This is a genomic window from Streptomyces sp. NPDC056738, assembly GCF_042790435.1.
GTDB lineage: Bacteria > Actinomycetota > Actinomycetes > Streptomycetales > Streptomycetaceae > Streptomyces.
This window is the reverse complement of sequence record NZ_JBHTZF010000021.1, coordinates 11,681-27,846: the sequence shown is the minus strand read 5'-3', so window position 1 is coordinate 27,846 and position 16,166 is coordinate 11,681. Positions and strand designations below refer to the sequence as shown.

Genomic DNA, 16,166 nt, shown 5'->3' with positions numbered 1-16,166 from the left:
CCTGCAATGGGGTGAACGGCTCTGGCAGTGACGGTACTGAGACGAAGTCGACACCGGCAACGGAACGGCCGCGCGGGACCCCGAGGTTCCGTTTCAGCAGGCAGCGGCCACGCGCAGTCCCGCGCGCTCGCGCCGTTCGGCCAGTTCGCCGAGGAGTTCGGCGATCCGCTCGGTGTGCCGGGGGGTGAGCCGGCCGGTGTCGTCGAGTTGCACCGCGCACGCCGTGGTCGTGTCGACGAGCCGTTCCAGGGTGGCCGCGACCGCGTCGGTTCCCTCGGAGTGCCGTGCCAGGGCCGGGAGTTCGGCCGCGGCGAGATCGATCGCGGCACGGGCCTCGGCGAGCGCCCGATAGGCCTCCCGGCGCAGGACCCAGCGGCCCGTACGGTCGCGGGCCGTGCCGTCGCTCAGCACATGGGCGAGATACACGTCCGCGGCCTCACCGGCCCGGGTGAGCCTCGCCCGCACGGTCCCACCGCGCTGGCCGAGGGGCGGCAGATGCCCGACGAGCAACACGATCGCGCAGGCCAGCAAGGTCTCCAGGATGCGGTTCCAGGAAGCCTGCGGCTCACCGCCGACCATCACGAGAGCCAGCACGAGGACCGTCACGACGGCGGTCTGCGCGGCGAAGTGCCGGGTGGCGACAGGGATGAGCGCGCCACTGACCGCGACCAGGGCGACGAACCCCTCCGGCCTCGGCAGCACGAGGGCGAGCCCCGCGAAGGCGACCGCGCCCAGGACGGTTCCCGCCGCACGGCACAGGACGCGCGAGGCGAGCGGTCCGAGATCGGGCTTGACGAGGAAGACGGCGGTCGCGGGGAGCCAGTACCAGTGCGGGTGGTTGCCGTACCAGCGCGCGTGGTGCAGTGCCTGTGCCACGGCGACGCTGGCGCCGAAGCAGAGGGCGACCCTGATGCCGTACTCCCGCCCGGCCGCACCGAGCGCGGTGCCCACGAGCGAGGCAGCGGTACGCCGTCTGGTGTGCAGCGCGTTCCCAGAACCCCGGTCGAAGGTCTCGGCGGCGCCCAGCAGGGCGTCGTGGAGGGCGCGCAGCGCGGGGACGACGGGTGCGCTCTCCGTCGGGCCGGACCGGGTGCCGGGGACGGCGGGCGCCGGCAGCGGCCCGGTGGGTGCGCCGGTGCGGACGGCTGCCGCGAGCCGCCGGGGGCCTTCCGCGGCCCGTTCCGGCACGGCCTCGCCGGCCCAGGCGAGCGCGGTCGCGGCCTCGGCGAGCGGCAGGGCGGCCGCGTACTGCGCGTGCAGTCGCCGCTCGGCCGCGGAACTGGCGTACCGCCGCAGCCGGGGTCCGTCGAGCGCGTCCTGCGCGTGGTCGAGGGCCGCGGTCAGCGCGACGCGCCGCCGGGCCGCGTCGGGTCCGCCCACGGCGAGCAGCAGCAGGGCGACGGCTTCGTACACCCCGGCGACCGCGTCCCGCTCCCCGTCGAAGCGGTAGTCGCCGGTGTTCACCGCGGTCGTCGGCAGCGCCAGTCTGAGCGCGAGCAGCCAGCCGGCGCCGCCGAGGAAGAACAGGGCGCGCATCCACCCCGGTTCGGGCAGCGGCATGCCGGCCCCGATGGCCGAGGCGACCAGGAACTGGGTCCCGGCACCCGAGGCCACGGGTCCTACGGCGCTGACGGCTCCGGCGAGCAGTCCGAGCCCGGTGAGGACGAGGGTGAGCGCCACGGCGCCGGCGTGCTGTCCGGCGTACGAACCGATGATCAGGCCGGCGGCACCGGCGAGGGCCGGTACCCCGAGCCGTTCGACGGCGACCCGCCGGCTGCCGGGGCGGTCGTTGATCCCCGTCAGCATGGCGCCGAGCGCCGCGATCACTCCGAGGGAGGTACGGCCGCACAGCACGGCCGCGAGCAGCAGCGGCCCGGAGGCCAGCGCTCCGCGCACGACCGCGTTCCAGGGGACGGGTCCGCGCTGGGCGCGCAGGGCATGGGCGAGCCAGGGAGGTACGGCGAGCGGGGTGAGACGCACAGGGCTCCTGTCGGGCGAGGGCGGGGTGCCTTCGGGCGACGTCGGCCGGGCTCGTGTCGTACTCAGGGTAGTGCGCGTCGGCGGCGGACGACGAACGCGCGGATTTCCACGGTGTGACATCTCACGGGAGCAAGCCCCATGAAATACGGGAGCAAGCCCCATGAAATGAGGAGGAGGAGCGGGTCCGAGGGCGTAGCCGGCCCCCGGACCCTGAGATGCCACCATGTCGCACGCCGGCACGCTTGAGGACCCAGGTCAGTCGTTATGTCGCCGCGTCCTGCCTTTGGACCACCACGCATCGAGCTGCGCGGACTGGACTTGAACCAGCATCTCGGCGTACTGGGGCCTGGGCCCGGTCGATCCGGCGATCGGCGGCGAATGCTGAGTCTGGAGCAATAGTCTGAGATTGATCGCGGTCTGCCTCTGCCGACTTGGGCTACCGCGGCGCGTGGCACTCCCTGGGCGGGAGTGCTCTCTGGTGCCGCGGGGAGGACTCGAACCTCCACTGGAACCGCGCATTCACGACAAGCCTCAGGTTCAGCTTGCGCTCCTCGCGCACCCCGGCCGTGGTGCGTTGTGGCCGGGGAGTTCAGAGGCTACCCCTGTGCGAACAGGTAGCCGAAAACAGCGTCGCCGACGCGCTGGTCGACGACGTCCACGCCATTGGCCTCCTCGCGGGCGAACTTGACCGCCTGCTGCAGCTTCTCGACCCGGTCGAGGAGTTCGTTCACGCGCCGCGCGGGCAGGGCCCCGGAGAACTTGACGGTCGTCCAGTAGCCGACGGGGATGTCCTCGTAGTACACCTCGACCTGGGCCGGGTGCTTCTCGGTGGCCTCGGCCTTGACGTGGTTCCGCGGGACCTTCTTCGTACGAAGGGTCCGCACCGGCTCCGTCTTCCAGGCGTCGGTGGACGGGTCCCGCACCCAGGACTCGGAGGCGTCGAGGACGGGCAGCTTCCGGACGAAGGTGTTGAGATCGGTGAGCTGCTTCTCGAGGAAGAGCAGATAGGACACCGGCGCCTCGGCGACGATCACACGACCGTCCACCACCACGTCGGCCCGCGCCGTGCAGTTGGCCCAGTCCTTGGTGGCGGTCACGTCGAACAGCCGCGTCAGGGTCGCCGCGGTGTCCCGCAGCACGTCCTCGGCCTGAACCTGGACCCGGGTCGACTCGGGCGGGAGCTGCTCGCCCTCCTCGTCCTTCGGCTGGTACGTCCGCGAGATGCCCGCGAGCAACGCGGGCTTCTGCAGGCCATGATGAGCAGCCGTCAGGTCCTGGTGGGACTTGGACTTGATGCCCTTCTCCACTGCGATGATCTGATTGAGTTTCGCCACGTCGGTGACCGTAGCAGCGAGTGCGGGAGTCGTTCGAAAGGTTTTTCGCGCCCGCCACGCCGGGGGCGGTAATGGGGGTGCGCGGGCCCGCGTCGGTCCCGCATCATCGGCAGGTTGTCCGTCACCCGCCGACTGACCCCGTCCACAGGGAGCCCCCATGGTCCAGCGCGTCACCGTTCCCAGCCTCTTCACGCCGCCCGTCTACGCGCACGCGTCCGTCGTCGAGGCGGGGACGAAACTGGCCTTCCTCGCCGGGTCCGTACCGCTCGACGCCGACGGGAAGCTGGTCGGCCCGGGCGATCACGTGCGTCAGGCCGAGCAGGTGCTGGCCAACCTCGAGGAACAACTGCGTGCCGTGGGAAGCGACATGGCCCATGTCGTGTCGACCGACGTGTACGTGGTCAGTGGTCAGACCGCGGTGCTGTCCGCGGTCTGGAACGTCGTCGAGGCTTCAGGACTGAGCATCGGCCCGCACTCCTCGACCCTGCTCGGCGTGGTCTGTCTCGGGTACACCGGGCAGCTCGTGGAGATCACGGCGACCGCCGTCGTCCCCGACGCCGATCCGTCGGCCGCGAGCGGCCCCGAACACGCCTGACCCGCCCGCGGTGCCTACGGGGAGCGCGTCGCCCGCCCCGCGGACTCCGCCGCCATGGCCAGGACCTGCCTCAGCATCTCCGGTGTGAGCCGCCCGGTGAAGGTGTTCCGCTGGCTGACGTGGAAGCACCCGAAGAGCTCAACGGAAGCGGGGCCGAGGCCAAGGCTGGGGCTGGGGCTGGGGCTGGGGCTGGCACCGTCGGGGCCGAGACCGGAACCGGGACCGGAGTCGGGACCCGGACGGGAGTCGGGACCGGGAGCGGAGTCGGAAGCGGGGCCGGAACCATGTGCACCGGGACTGGAGGCGGGCTCGGAAGCGGTCGCCGAGGCGGGCTGCTCGTAGCCGGTCCCCGGTTCGTCCTGTTCCGGACGCCGTACGAGCGTGACCCGCGCCCCGTGCGCGAACGCCGGACGCGGCCGGGGCACCGTCCACCCCGCCTCGGCGAAGGCCGGCAGGGCGGCCTGCCAGCCGAAGGCCCCGAGGACGACCACCGCGCGCAACGTGGGCCGCAGCAGTCGCAGCTCCCTGACGAGCCAGGGCCGGCAGGTGTCCCGCTCCTCGGGCGTGGGCTTGTTGGCGGGTGGCGCGCAGTGCACCGGAGAGGTGACGCGGACCCCGTACAGCTCCAGTCCGTCGTCCATGCCGACCTAGGTGCCCCGCGAGGCGAGCCCGACGTCGTGCAGCGCCGCGTACAGCACGTCGCCCGACCGGTCCCCGGTGAACATCCGGCCGGTCCGGTTGCCGCCGTGCGCAGCGGGGGCGAGTCCGATGATCAGAAGGGACGCGTCGGGCGGCCCGAACCCGGGCACCGGACGCCCCCAGTACGACTGGCCGGTGAACGCGGCACGCTTGGTCGCGGCCACCTCCTCGCGCCACGCGACGAGCCGCGGGCAGGCCCGGCAGCCGGCGATCCGCTCGTCGAGCACGGTGAGATCGGCGGAGCGGGCCGCGTCCTCCGCCGGAGCGCTGCTGTGCACACCACCACCGTACGACCGGCCCGCCCACGCCGGATCCGCCGTGCGGACCCCCACGTCGCCGGGTGCTAGGTCATCTCCGCGCCCAGCGCCAGGAACCCACAGATCAGCAGGAAGAGGATCGCGAGGAGGGGCCAGATGAAGCGGAGGTACTTGTCGTAGCCGACCTTGGCCAGGGCGACGCCTCCGATGGTGACGGCGGTGGTGGGGACCCAGAGGTTCATCCAGCCGCTCGCGGCCTGCCAGGCGGTCACGACGACGGCACGGGAGACGCCCGCGAAGTCGGCGAGCGGGGCGAGGATCGGCATGGCGAGGGTCGCGTGGCCCGAGGTGGAGGGGATGAGGAAGGCCAGCGGCAGGTTCACGATGAAGACGATGATCGCGAACAGGCTGGAGGACGTGCCCTCCACGATGCCCTCGATGGAGTGCAGAACCGTGTCGGTGATCTTCGAGTTGTTCATGATCACGGTGACTCCGCGGGCCAGCACGATCACGAGCGCAGGCGAGATGAAGTCCGCGGCGCCCTGGACGATCGTCGCGCTCAGCTTCTGCTCGCCCATCCGCGCCACCACCCCGACCAGCACCGCGGCGCACAGGAACAGCGCCGCGAGCTCGGGGAAGGACCAGCCGAGCTCGAACCCGTACGGCCGCGCGTCCGCCTTGCCGGTGAGCGCGCTCGACCACGGCACGACGGAGAAGATCATGAAGGCGAAGACCAGCGTCGTGGTGACGAGGACCGCCTTGTGCAGCCCGGTCAGCTCGGGAACCTCGCCGGCCGCGTCCTCGGCGTGCTCGCGGTCCCCGGGCAGGAACCCGGTGATCGAACGGTCGGGGCTCCGCTGCACCCGGCGCGCGTAGCGGATGACGTACCCGATCGTGACCGCCGTCAGCACGACCCACATCACGAACCGCAGCACGATGCCGTCGCCGAGCGAGATGCCCGCGGCGGACGAGGCCACCCCCGTGGCGAACGGGTTCACCGTCGAGCACAGCACCCCGATGCCGGCGCCGAGGATGATCGTGCCGACCGCCACCATCCGGTCGTAGCCGAGCGCCAGCATCAACGGCACGATCAGCCCGTAGAACCCCAGTGTCTCCTCGGCGAAGCCCTCCACCGTGCCGAGCACCGAGAACACCAGCATGATGCCCGCGATGAGCAGCGCGCCGCGGTTCCTCAGCCGGTGGGCGAGGAGGCCGATCCCCCGGTCGAGCGCGCCCGTCGCGAACACCACCGTGATGAACGCCCCGATGGCGAGCACGAACAGGAACACGCCCGCGCTGCCGTACAGTTCGCCGGCGAAGTCCGGCCCAACCTGCGCGGTCTTCTCGTCCAGGATCCCGTAGAGGCCGTTGACGGGCGACAGGAAGAGGTCGTTGAGGCGGTCGACGAAGCTCTGGCCGGAGTCGACGCGGTGATACGTGCCCTGGATCGGCCGGCCCTCGGGCGTGCGGTCGTACTGCCCCGCCGGGATCAGGAACGCCAGGGCCCACACGGCGATCGTGACGATCGCGAGGACGGTCAGCGCGCTCGGGAACGTGAACTTGCGCTGGGGCGGCGGTTCTTCGGTGCCGGGCGCCTCGGTGCCGGCCGGGGTGGTCACCGGACCGTCCCGTCCGCGCTCACGTGCTCTCCCCCGCTCCCGCGCGGAATCCGGCCGCGTACTCCCGTACGAAGGCGCACATCGCCACCACCGTGTTGCGCAGCTCCGAGAAGAGGACGCGCTCGTTGGGGGCGTGCAGGTTGCACATGCTGTCCTGCGCCCCGAAGAGCAGCACCTCGGCGTCGGGTGCGGCCCGTGCGAGGCCGTTGACCAGCGGGATCGAACCACCGGTCGCGATGTACGAGGCCTCCTCGCCCCAGGCCTCGCGCAGCGCGGTGAGCGCGGCGCGGTAGGCGGGACCACCGGTCGAGGCCCGGTAGCCGGGGCCCGTGTCGCCCGGGGTGACGGTGAGCGGGACGCCGAGGGGCCGCAGCGAGCGCAGATGATCGACCAGCGCGGCCTGCGCCTCCTTCGCGTCCTGACGCGGATGGAAGCGGAGGTTGAGCTTGGCACGCGCGTACGGGACGACGGCGGAGGCCGCGTGGTCGACGCTCGGGGCGTCCAGGCCGATCACCGTGATCGCGGGCCCGCTCCAGAGCCGTTCGCCGAGACTCCCGCTGCCGATCAGCGGGATCCCGTCGCGGACCCCGGCGAGTTCGCGGAACTCGTCCTCGGTGTACGTCGTTCCGCGCCACTCCTCGCGGCGCAGCCCCGCCACGGCCACGTCGCCCTGCACGTCGTGCAGCGTGGACAGAGCGGTCAGCAGCACGATCAGGGCGTCCGGCGCGGCACCGCCGAACTCCCCGCTGTGCCGCGGCTCGTCGAGCGTGCGCACCTCGATCTGGACCTCGGCCGCACCGCGCAGCGCGGTGGTCAGCGTGGGGGTGCCGGGGCGGAGATTGCCCAGGTCGGCGATGACCATCGCGTCGCACGCGAACCGCTCGGGATCACTCGGTGGATAGTCGTCGAAGGGGCTGCCGTACTCCTCCTGCCCCTCGAAGACGATCTTCACCCCGACCGGCGGCCGTCCCTCGTACGCCCGGAGCATCCCCAAATGAGCGATCACGTTGGACTTGTCGTCCGCGATCCCGCGGGCCCGCAGACCGCCCTCGACGGGCGTCGGCTCGAAGGGCGGCGACAGCCACAGCTTCTCGTCACCGGGGGGCTGGACGTCGTAGTGCGAGTAGAGCAGGACGGTCGGCGCGTCCGGGTGCGGCGGCGGGATCTCCCCGAAGATCACGGGGGCGGTGCCGGGAAGATCGATGCTCTCGACCCGCTCCACGCCGGTATCCCGCAGAAGGCCTACGAGGAGGTCGTGGGCCTCTCGAACCGGCTCGGGCGGGAATCCGGGGAACGCGACGGAGGGGATGGCGGCGAGGCGCTCCAGATCGGCGCGGAGGCCGTCCATCAACGCGTCGACCTTCGCTGCTGTCGTCACCCTCGGTCCCCTCTCCTGTTCCCCGGACGGCTTCACCGACAGCCTCCGCCCGCCCCGGGGGCCACGCATCCGGTGTGGTCCGTGCGACGGAAAAGGCATGCGGTGTCCCGGGCCGGGGGCATTAGAGTCGGGTCATGGCTTCTCAGGGTGCTGACGGGGAGATGAAGGACGCGAGGACCGAAGGCGAGCGCGGCGCGGACTCCGGGCGGACCGCCGGCGGGTCCGGCTCGAGGTCCGGGTCCCGGACGGCCTCCGGAACCGACTCCCTGACCGCGTCCGGAACCGACTCCTGGAACGGCCCGGAAACCGACTCCGGGGCCGACTCAGCCGGCGACTCCGGCACCGGCTCCGGAAACGACCATGAAGCCGATGCGCCGGCCGCCTCGGCGAACGCTGCCGCCGTCAAGGCCGCCGTCGCCGCGGGGCCCGCCGGCGGCGAGAGCGTGCGGGTCGACGCCTGGATCTGGTCCGTCCGTCTCGTCAAGACCCGCTCGATCGGTGCGACAGCCTGCAAGGGCGGCCATGTCCGGGTCAACGGGGAGCGCGTCAAGCCGGCGTACTCCGTCCGCGTCGGCGACGAGGTACGCGTCTGGCATGAGGGCCGTGAACGGGTCGTCATCGTGAAGCGTGTGATCCGCAAGCGGGTCGGAGCACCCGTCGCCGCCGAGTGCTACGTCGACAACAGCCCACCGCCTCCGCCGCGCGAGGCCGTGGCCCCGGCGGGTGTCCGGGACCGGGGCGCGGGGCGCCCGACCAAGCGGGACCGCCGCGAGATGGATCGCCTGCGGGGCATGCAGACGGGCTCGTCCGGCCCCGTCCGGACCGCGGGCCCCTCCACGGGCCCGACGGGCTCCACCGGGTCCAAGGGCACGACCAAGGGCACAACCAGGGGTTCGGGCACCGGCGGGGCCAAGGGCAGCACAGGGTCTTCGGGCGCGAACGGAACCACAGGATCGGCCGGCGCGGACGGCAGGGCCGGGTCCAGGGGCACGGCCGGGTCCAAGGGCTCCTCCGGCCGCTGAGCCCGCTCCCCCACCGTTTCCTCCCCCGGGGCCCCTCCCCCTCCCCGCCCGCCCGCCCCTCGCCCCTCGCCCCTCGCCCCTCGCCAGGGTTCCCGGCCGGACCGGCCGGTCCCGGACGTGCCGGTCGAGGGCTCCCCCGGTCCCGGAGGAGCCCTGCGTCCGTGGAGCGCCGTCACGCCTGGCGTCCCACCCGTCGCCGTACCAGACGGAGCAGTTCGGTCGTGTGGCCGCGCCTGGCCCAGGCGATCAGCCCCAGCGGCAGCATCAGGATGAGCGGGGTCGCCACGTACGGGCCGTGGACGACGGTGACGTTGACGATGAACGCCCCGACCATCAGCGCGCTGAGCGCCACCGCGGCCACCGAGTCCAGCAGCGGGATCAACAGGGCGAGGCCTCCGGCGAGTTCGAGCGCGCCGATGACGTACATGCCGCCGTGGCCCCAGCCCAGCTTGTCGAACGCCTCCGTCGCCGAGGGGTGGGCGATCAGCTTGGGAAGGGCGCTCGCGAACGCGTAGAAGAGGCCGAGGACGACCTGCAGGGCGGTCAGGGAGATCCGGGCCGCACGGGAGCGGGGGGTGACGGCTGCGCGGGTGGTGGTGAGGGGGAAGGTGGTCTCGGACACGGTGGTCTCCTGTGGGAAGCGGTGGTTGCTTTCACAGAGTCAGACCTGGGCACGGCAGAGAACTCATCGGTCCCGGCCGGGATTTGTTCCGCGGACCGGCCACCGCTCACCCTGGCAACCATCGTCCCCGGCGGCCACCACTCACCTCCGCCGGCCACCACTCACCTTCCGACGACCGTTGCTCACCCCCAGCGGCCATCACGCACCCCCTCAATGGCCATAGCTCACCTCCGCCGCCCATCTCGCCCCCCCCCCCCCCCAACAGCCATCGCCCACCCCTCCCTCCCTGGCCATCTCGCACTTCGGCGCCCTCCCTCACCCCTTCACGGCCCTCACCCACATCCCGTCGTCCGTCAGATAGCGGTCGACCTTGAATCCCGACTCCGCCAGCGCCTCCTCGAAGGCGTCCTTCGTCAATGGGCGGGACAGGAACGTCTGGGTCCACGTGGCGTCCGGGAACGTGTACTCCGCGCGCACCGAGTCGACCCCGTCCCCCATCGGCTCGGCGGACAGGATGCGCACGACGAAGCCCGAAGGGTCGGTGCGCTCGCGGGGCACATCGGTGTGGTAGTTCTCGCCCTCGCGCTGGATCAACACGCACCCGTCGTCGGCGACATGGCGGGCGCAGGTGTCCAGGAGCGCCCGCCGCACCCGGACGTCCCCGGCGTGCACCAGGAACGACGCCAGCAGCACGACGTCGAACGTCTCACCGAGGTCGAGGTCCTCGATGCTGCTGCGTATCCGGCGCGCTCCTCGGACGTGCTCCAGCATCTCGGCGGACTCGTCCACCGCCGTGACCGCGAAGCCGAGCTCCAGGAGCGGATGGGTCATCCGCCCGACCCCGCTGCCCAGCTCCAGGATCTGCGCGGCGGCGGGCACGGCCGCGTTGATGATGTCCGGTTCCGTTCCGACGGGCAGACGGGTGTAGAGCTCGACCGCGCAGCCGTCCGGCGTGATCGCACCCGGTCCCGTGCCCTCGTATCCCTGACGCATTTCGATCCTCATGCCCGTCCAACGGACGGCCTTCGCAAGCCCGTTCCCCTCCCCCATCACTCGTTCGAGTGATGTGCTCCAGGGGCGTGCGTCAGAGTGCGGATCCGGCGGGCCCGGCTGCGGGCGGCTACAGCGCGAACCAGCCCCGCCCTCCGTACCAGTGCCCGCCCCCGTGCAGATGATCGACCACCGCGCGCTCGACGCTGTTGCGCCGCGGCAGTTCGCCGAGCGGGAGCTCCGGGTCGCCGAAGACGAAGCCGACAGGCATCGTGTCGTCCGGGATCCTGTCCTCGGGGACCAGGTGGAAGCGGTCCTGGAAGCGGATGATGTTGGAGTCGGCCGGCAGATACCGCTTGAGCTGCGGGTCGAGCAGCCAGGAGTCGCAGACGGCGATCCCGTGGCGCTCCTCGGGGTAGTGGCGGGCGAAGAAGTCCCGCGCCGCGTCGAGCGAACGGTCGCAGGCGGCTGGGGAGAGCGGGCCGCGGAAGTCGGTGATGTGCAGGCTCAGACACGGCGTGCCGGGTTCCAGGGCCCACCCCGCCGCCTCGGCGGCCTCGGCCGTGCGCCGCCCCAGCAGGGCCCGCTGGAACTGGAGCCGGCCGAGCTGGAACAGCTCGCCGTGGAAGTGCAGGGCGATCCACCAGGGGAACAGCAGTCCGGGGCCGCCCGCTCGTCTGTGGTGCACGGACACATGACGGCCGAGGTCGGCGAGCGTGCGCCGCGACACATCCTCGGGCACTCCGCGCTCCCGGTGATGGGCGCGGACGTGGGGAAGCGCGGCGATGAAGACGTACAGGTGGAAGCAGCGTCCGAGAAGTCCCGTCGTCTCGGGGAAGGCGGGGGGCTCCCAGCCCTTCCCTATGTCTCCCATGTCCCGCACGAAGCGGGTGACGCAGCGCGCGAGGAGGGTCATGGCCTCGGGGTCGGCGGCCAACCGGGCGCGCAGTGCGACGAGTTCGTTGATGTGTTCGTGGGGCACGGACAGGTCGAGCAGGATGTCGGGCAGCTCGTCGGCGTCCGGGAGCGCGGCTTCGCGCAGGCCGGAGGACTCGCTCTCCAGGTCCCTGAGCCACTCGGCGGTCCTCGCGTCCGCCCGCAGCGCTGTCAGCAGCACCGTCGCCTCCCCCGGCGGCCGTGGTCCGACCGCTCTCCCTTGGTGAACGTGCACCACGAAGAGTACGTTTCCTCGTAGGAGTGGTGATCCTGATGCGTACGGGCAGTGAACCGGTGACAGCGCGCAGTGCTCTGCGGATGCGCTTGTGCCTGAGCGTCTGGGGCCTGATCTGGGCCATTTTCGGGACGGTCGCGTTCATCCTGGTCGGGCGGCCGGGCTGGGCCGCGGCGTGCGCCGCGCTGTGGGTGGTCGTCACGGTCGACATGACCATGATCCTTCGGCACATCAGGCAGGGCCCGCACTACCAGCCGGGCCGTGACGTCCCGCCGTACGAGCCCGTGGACGACCGGCGCGCCTACCGTCCGCCGGAGCGCCCCCGGCCGTCGAGACCGTCACACCCTTGATGCGCGGCCGTCGAGATCCTCAGACCTCTGGTCCCCGGCCGTCGAGGCCCCGTCCTCTCACACCATCCATGCAGCGCCCCGCGAGGTACGGCGCCCGGCGAGCCGCCGCTACAGGTCGAACCGTGCGGCTTGCAGATACTGCGGCTTCGGGTCGAGCGCGGCCGCCAGTCTGAAGTGCCGCTTCGCCTGCTCGGGGCGCCGCTGGCGCTCGTAGGTGCGGGCGAGCGCGAAATGCGCGAACGCGTTGTCCGGCTCGCGCTCCAGGACGATGGTGAACTCCAGCTCGGCGGGCCGTAGTTGCGCGGCGGCGAAGAAGGCACGCGCGCGCAGCAGCCGGGCCGCCGTGTTCTCCGGGTGGGCGGCGATGACGGGGTCGAGCAGCTTCACCGCACCCCTCGGGTCGCGCGCGGCGAGCAGTTGCTCGGCGGCGCGGAAGTCGATGACGTGCGTCTCGGGAGTTCGTCCGATCGATCCGCTGGTCTCGGGCACGGCAGAGTCCTTCCCTCGCTGCAAGGGTTCAACGCCCCTCGGGAGGGGCCCTATTCCTGGGGCGTGCGGGCCCTGTGGGTGAGATCGGCCCATACGTCCGCCACGCGGCGCTCCAGCGCGTCCAGGGGCACGTCGTTGTCGATGACGATGTCCGCGATCGCCAGACGCTTGTCGCGCGAGGCCTGCGCGGCCATGCGGGCGCCGGCGTCCTCCTCGGTCATGCCGCGCAGGCGGACGAGGCGGTCGAGCTGGGTCTCGGGGCGGGCGTCGACGACGATCACGAGGTCGTACAGCGCGGCCAGGCCGTTCTCCGCGAGCAGGGGCACGTCGTGGACGACGACTGCGTCCTTGGGGGCGGCCTCCTCCAGGTCGCGCGAGCGGGCGCCGACCAGGGGGTGCACGATCGCGTTCAGGACGGCGAGCCTCTGCGGGTCGGCGAAGACGATCGAGCCGAGCCTGGGCCGGTCCAGGGCGCCGTCGGCGGCTAGGACGTCCTCGCCGAAGGCGTCGACGACCGCCGCCAGCCCGGGAGTTCCGGGCGCGACGACCTCCCGCGCGATCCTGTCCGCGTCGATCAGCACTGCGCCGTGCTCGACGAGCAGCCGCGACACTTCGCTCTTGCCGGCGCCGATACCACCGGTCAGGCCCACCTTCAGCATGCCTCGCAGCTTAGGCCCTGCCACCGACAACCCCTCCGGCCGGGAGCCCGCGAGCTCCCAGGTCCGGTGAGGAGGGATCAGGCCTCGCCTTCGCGTTCCGCCAGGAACCGCTCGAACTCCTGGCCGATCTCGTCCGCCGAGGGGATGTCCACCGGTTCCGCGAGCATGTTGCCGCGGCTCTCGGCGCCCGCGGCGGCGTCGTACTGGTGCTCAAGGCCCTGGACGAGCGCGACGAGTTCCTCGTCGCCCTCCTGGATCTGGCGGTCGATCTCGGTCTGGGTGCGGTGCGCCTCGGTCCGCAGGGCGTGCGCTATCCCGGGAAGGACCAGGCCGGTCGCGGCCGTGATGGACTCCAGGACGGTCAGCGCCGCGTCCGGGTAAGCGGAGCGCGCGATGTAGTGCGGCACATGGGCGGCGACGCCGAGGACGTCGTGGCCGGCCTCCATGAGGCGGTACTCGATGAGCGACTCGGCGCTTCCGGGGACCTGCGCCTCGTCGAAGGGGCTGCGGTGGCCGGGTACCAGGTCGGTGCGGTTGCCGTGGGGGGTGAGGCCCACCGGGCGGGTGTGCGGGACGCCCATGGGGATGCCGTGGAAGTTGACCAGGAGGCGGACCCCGAGCCGTTCCACGATCTGCTGGACGGCGGCGGCGAAGCGCTCCCACTCGGTGTCCGGCTCGGGGCCCGACAGCAGCAGGAAGGGGGCGCCGGTGGCGTCCTGGACGAGCCGTACCTCCAGGGTCGGCTCCTCGTAGTCGGCCCAGCGGTCGCGCTTGAACGTCAGCAGCGGACGGCGGGCGCGGTAGTCCACGAGCCGGTCGTGGTCGAAACGGGCCACGACCTGGTGGGGCAGCGAGTCGAGCACCCGGTCGACGATCTGCTCGCCGGTCTCGCCCGCGTCGATGTATCCGTCGAAGTGGTAGAGCATGACAAGACCGGCCGACTCCTGGGCGAGCGCCATGTCGACCACGGCCAGCCCCTTCGGCTCCCATGCGTACAAACCCTGCGGATCAAGCACTGTGACCGCTCCTCCTCGTGTTCGTACTGCACAACGTGGTGCGGAGCACGGACATTCCCGTCCCGTGCTCCGCACCACCGCCTCATGCCGGTCCGTCGGCCGCCGCCGGCGGCCGGAGGCGTTCAGGGGAGGGTGAGGGCACCCTCGGCGGACCGCCACCAGCACAGCACACGGGCGTTACGAGGACAGCACGCGTGCGTGGAGCGCGGTGACGGCGTTGCGGGCCGACGTGAAGGCGCCGTGCTGCCAGGCGTCGGCGTAGCTGAGCCAGTCGCCCGCGAAGTAGACCCGCCCGGTGGGCCGGTTCAGGGGCTTGTACCGGACGTCGTCGGGCCCGCCGGGGGTGTTGTGCCAGGCTCCTTCGAGGTGCGGCGTCTGGCGCCAGTGGTGGGAGAAGGACGAGTCGAGTTCGGTGCGGTACTTCTCGCCGTAGATCTTCACGCCGGCGGCCACCGCGCGCTTCTCGCGCTCCTTGGGGGTGAGCTTCGCGTACGAGTCCGCGTCGGAGCCGTAGTTGTAGTAGCCGATCATGACTCCGCGTCGGCCGTGGAAGCCGTACGAGGGGTGCCAGATGTGGGTGACGTCCATGTCGGTCTCGGTGATGCCGCCGTAGATCCGGTGGTCCAGCTCCCACCAGCGGGACCGGTATTCGAGGCCGATCTTGCCCGCGGACTGCGGGGTGATCGCCTCCAGGGCGCTCTGGACTCCGGAGCCGAGGTTGTGCGGGATCTTGGCGAGGATGTTGGGCGGCAGGGCGCCGATGCAGAAGTCGGCGTCCAGGGTCCTGGTGCGGCCGCCCTGGGTGTACGTGACGGTGACGCCGTTTCCCTTGTCGGTGATCCGGGAGACCGCCGCTCCGGTACGGATGCGGTGGGCCCCGATGGCCCTGGTGAGCGCCTTGGGTATCTGGTCCATGCCGCCGACCGGCTGGAACATCAGCATCGCCTGGTCGAATTCGAACTCGAAGGAGAAGTAGCGGCCGACTCCGGAGGCGAAGACCTCGGATGCGCTCGGGACGTCGCCGAGGAGCACGCCCGGGGTCCCGGCGGCGGCGGGGACGGTGGTGTAGCCGCGGCGCGGACCTCCCTCGTAGGTGAGCTTGTCGCCGAGTTCGCCGAAGTCCTTGAGGAACTCGACGAGCCTCTCCTGGTCGGCGGCTGTCAGTTCCTTGTCCAGGGCACCCTTGTCGGTGACCTTGGCCAGCAACTCGGAGACGTAGCCGTAGACATCGGCCTTCGCGGTCCGGTGGCGCATCGGCTTGGTCATACCGGCCGACTCGTTGTACATGTACGCGTCGGCGTTCGTATTCGTGAACACCTCGACGGGGACGCCGAGCTCCCGGCAGTAGTCGAGGGTGACCATCCACTGCGGGAGGCGGGCCGGACCCGCGTTCATGTACTGGCCCTCGCTGAAGCGGGCCGTCTGCGTGTTGCCGTACAGGTCGGTGGTCCTGTCACCGCCGCGCACGGTGAAGTTGCGGCCGCCGGTGCGGTCTCTCGCCTCCAGGACCGTACAGTCGTAGCCCGCCTTGCCGAGCTCGTAGGCGGAGGCGAGACCCGCGATGCCGCCGCCTACGATCACGACCTTCGCGGCCCCTTTCCCGGAGAGCGTGAAATCGCCCGGCTTCGGTGCGCGGAAGGGGTGTTCGCGCTGGGCGGCCTGCGCGGTGGGCGCAAGGCCGAGGGCCCCCATGGTGGCGAACATCGCGCCCGCGCCGCCGGTCAGACCGACGTTGCGCAGAAATGCCCGCCGGCTCGCCGCCGTCGATCGCTCGTGTGCTGCCATGCCTTCGACTCCCCTCACGATCTTGAATGACCCGGGGATCCTGGCAACGGCCCGTTACGGCCACGCAATTACTCGTGTATCCGGCACGTTTCTCTCCCCGCACACCGCTCCGGTCCAGACCTTGACGCGTACCCGCAACCTCTCTACGTTCAGATGGGCACCCGAAGTTCATGTACAAGAACAATTCTTGCGAACCGACG

Annotated in this window: 14 protein-coding genes and 2 pseudogenes; 3 read left to right on the top strand and 13 right to left on the bottom strand. The window is 71.5% G+C overall.

Going from position 1 to position 16,166, the window contains the following annotated elements; translation table 11 throughout:
- Nucleotides 1-93: 93 nt before the first annotated feature.
- Together ACFRIC_RS37315 and ACFRIC_RS37310 are read right to left on the bottom strand one after the other, a co-directional pair.
- Entirely contained in the window at nucleotides 94-1,980 is a 1,887-nt protein-coding gene (locus tag ACFRIC_RS37315) for an FUSC family protein (protein ID WP_382795775.1), read from the bottom strand.
- A gap of 596 nt (nucleotides 1,981-2,576) precedes the next feature.
- On the bottom strand, nucleotides 2,577-3,314 hold the full coding sequence (locus ACFRIC_RS37310) for a hypothetical protein (RefSeq protein WP_382795773.1): 738 nt from the start codon (nucleotides 3,312-3,314) through the stop codon (nucleotides 2,577-2,579).
- A gap of 157 nt (nucleotides 3,315-3,471) precedes the next feature.
- Here ACFRIC_RS37310 and ACFRIC_RS37305 point away from each other — a divergent pair, with 157 nt between their 5' ends.
- Nucleotides 3,472-3,909 (top strand): RidA family protein, encoded by a 438-nt coding sequence (locus tag ACFRIC_RS37305; protein ID WP_382795770.1) that lies wholly within the window; start codon nucleotides 3,472-3,474, stop codon nucleotides 3,907-3,909.
- A 14-nt stretch (nucleotides 3,910-3,923) separates the two neighbouring features.
- On the opposite strand, the pseudogene ACFRIC_RS37300 reads toward ACFRIC_RS37305, so the two are convergent.
- The 4 genes and pseudogenes from ACFRIC_RS37300 to ACFRIC_RS37285 all read right to left on the bottom strand — a co-directional run.
- Nucleotides 3,924-4,052, bottom strand: a pseudogene (locus tag ACFRIC_RS37300) (uracil-DNA glycosylase); the annotation flags it as partial.
- 234 nt (nucleotides 4,053-4,286) lie between these two features.
- Nucleotides 4,287-4,886 (bottom strand): annotated as a pseudogene (locus ACFRIC_RS37295) (uracil-DNA glycosylase); the annotation flags it as partial.
- A 65-nt stretch (nucleotides 4,887-4,951) separates the two neighbouring features.
- Complete coding sequence (locus ACFRIC_RS37290) at nucleotides 4,952-6,484, bottom strand: YfcC family protein (protein ID WP_382795767.1); 1,533 nt, start codon at nucleotides 6,482-6,484, stop codon at nucleotides 4,952-4,954.
- A 19-nt stretch (nucleotides 6,485-6,503) separates the two neighbouring features.
- Nucleotides 6,504-7,862, bottom strand: a complete 1,359-nt coding sequence (locus ACFRIC_RS37285; RefSeq protein WP_382795764.1) for a M20/M25/M40 family metallo-hydrolase — start codon at nucleotides 7,860-7,862, stop codon at nucleotides 6,504-6,506.
- 266 nt (nucleotides 7,863-8,128) lie between these two features.
- Between ACFRIC_RS37285 and ACFRIC_RS37280 the strand changes: the two genes are divergently transcribed.
- Nucleotides 8,129-8,884 (top strand): RNA-binding S4 domain-containing protein, encoded by a 756-nt coding sequence (locus ACFRIC_RS37280; protein ID WP_382795987.1) that lies wholly within the window; start codon nucleotides 8,129-8,131, stop codon nucleotides 8,882-8,884.
- Nucleotides 8,885-9,056: 172 nt separating this feature from the next.
- On the opposite strand, the gene ACFRIC_RS37275 is transcribed toward ACFRIC_RS37280, so the two are convergent.
- The 3 genes from ACFRIC_RS37275 to ACFRIC_RS37265 all read right to left on the bottom strand — a co-directional run bounded on the left by ACFRIC_RS37275 (nucleotide 9,057) and on the right by ACFRIC_RS37265 (nucleotide 11,613).
- Nucleotides 9,057-9,506 (bottom strand): DoxX family protein, encoded by a 450-nt coding sequence (locus ACFRIC_RS37275; protein ID WP_382795762.1) that lies wholly within the window; start codon nucleotides 9,504-9,506, stop codon nucleotides 9,057-9,059.
- A gap of 315 nt (nucleotides 9,507-9,821) precedes the next feature.
- Nucleotides 9,822-10,499, bottom strand: coding sequence for a class I SAM-dependent methyltransferase (locus ACFRIC_RS37270; RefSeq protein ID WP_382795760.1), 678 nt, complete (start codon nucleotides 10,497-10,499; stop codon nucleotides 9,822-9,824).
- 127 nt (nucleotides 10,500-10,626) lie between these two features.
- Nucleotides 10,627-11,613 carry an acyltransferase domain-containing protein gene (locus ACFRIC_RS37265; RefSeq protein WP_382795757.1) on the bottom strand — a complete coding sequence of 329 codons (987 nt, stop codon included), beginning with the start codon at nucleotides 11,611-11,613 and terminating at the stop codon, nucleotides 10,627-10,629.
- 92 nt (nucleotides 11,614-11,705) lie between these two features.
- Here ACFRIC_RS37265 and ACFRIC_RS37260 point away from each other — a divergent pair, with 92 nt between their 5' ends.
- A complete protein-coding gene (locus ACFRIC_RS37260; protein WP_382795754.1) occupies nucleotides 11,706-12,017 on the top strand; it encodes a DUF6343 family protein in 312 nt (103 codons plus the stop codon).
- Nucleotides 12,018-12,125: 108 nt separating this feature from the next.
- Here ACFRIC_RS37260 and ACFRIC_RS37255 read toward each other — a convergent pair whose 3' ends face one another.
- From ACFRIC_RS37255 to ACFRIC_RS37240, 4 genes are all read right to left on the bottom strand, one after another.
- On the bottom strand, nucleotides 12,126-12,506 hold the full coding sequence (locus ACFRIC_RS37255; protein ID WP_382795751.1) for a tetratricopeptide repeat protein: 381 nt from the start codon (nucleotides 12,504-12,506) through the stop codon (nucleotides 12,126-12,128).
- Between the two features lie 50 nt (nucleotides 12,507-12,556).
- Entirely contained in the window at nucleotides 12,557-13,165 is a 609-nt protein-coding gene (coaE, locus tag ACFRIC_RS37250) for a dephospho-CoA kinase (protein ID WP_382795748.1), read from the bottom strand.
- Between the two features lie 77 nt (nucleotides 13,166-13,242).
- On the bottom strand, nucleotides 13,243-14,181 hold the full coding sequence (locus ACFRIC_RS37245) for a PAC2 family protein (protein WP_382795745.1): 939 nt from the start codon (nucleotides 14,179-14,181) through the stop codon (nucleotides 13,243-13,245).
- A gap of 177 nt (nucleotides 14,182-14,358) precedes the next feature.
- Nucleotides 14,359-15,885: a flavin monoamine oxidase family protein gene (locus tag ACFRIC_RS37240; protein ID WP_382795984.1), complete on the bottom strand. Its 1,527-nt coding sequence runs from the start codon at nucleotides 15,883-15,885 to the stop codon at nucleotides 14,359-14,361.
- Between the last annotated feature and the right edge of the window lie 281 nt (nucleotides 15,886-16,166).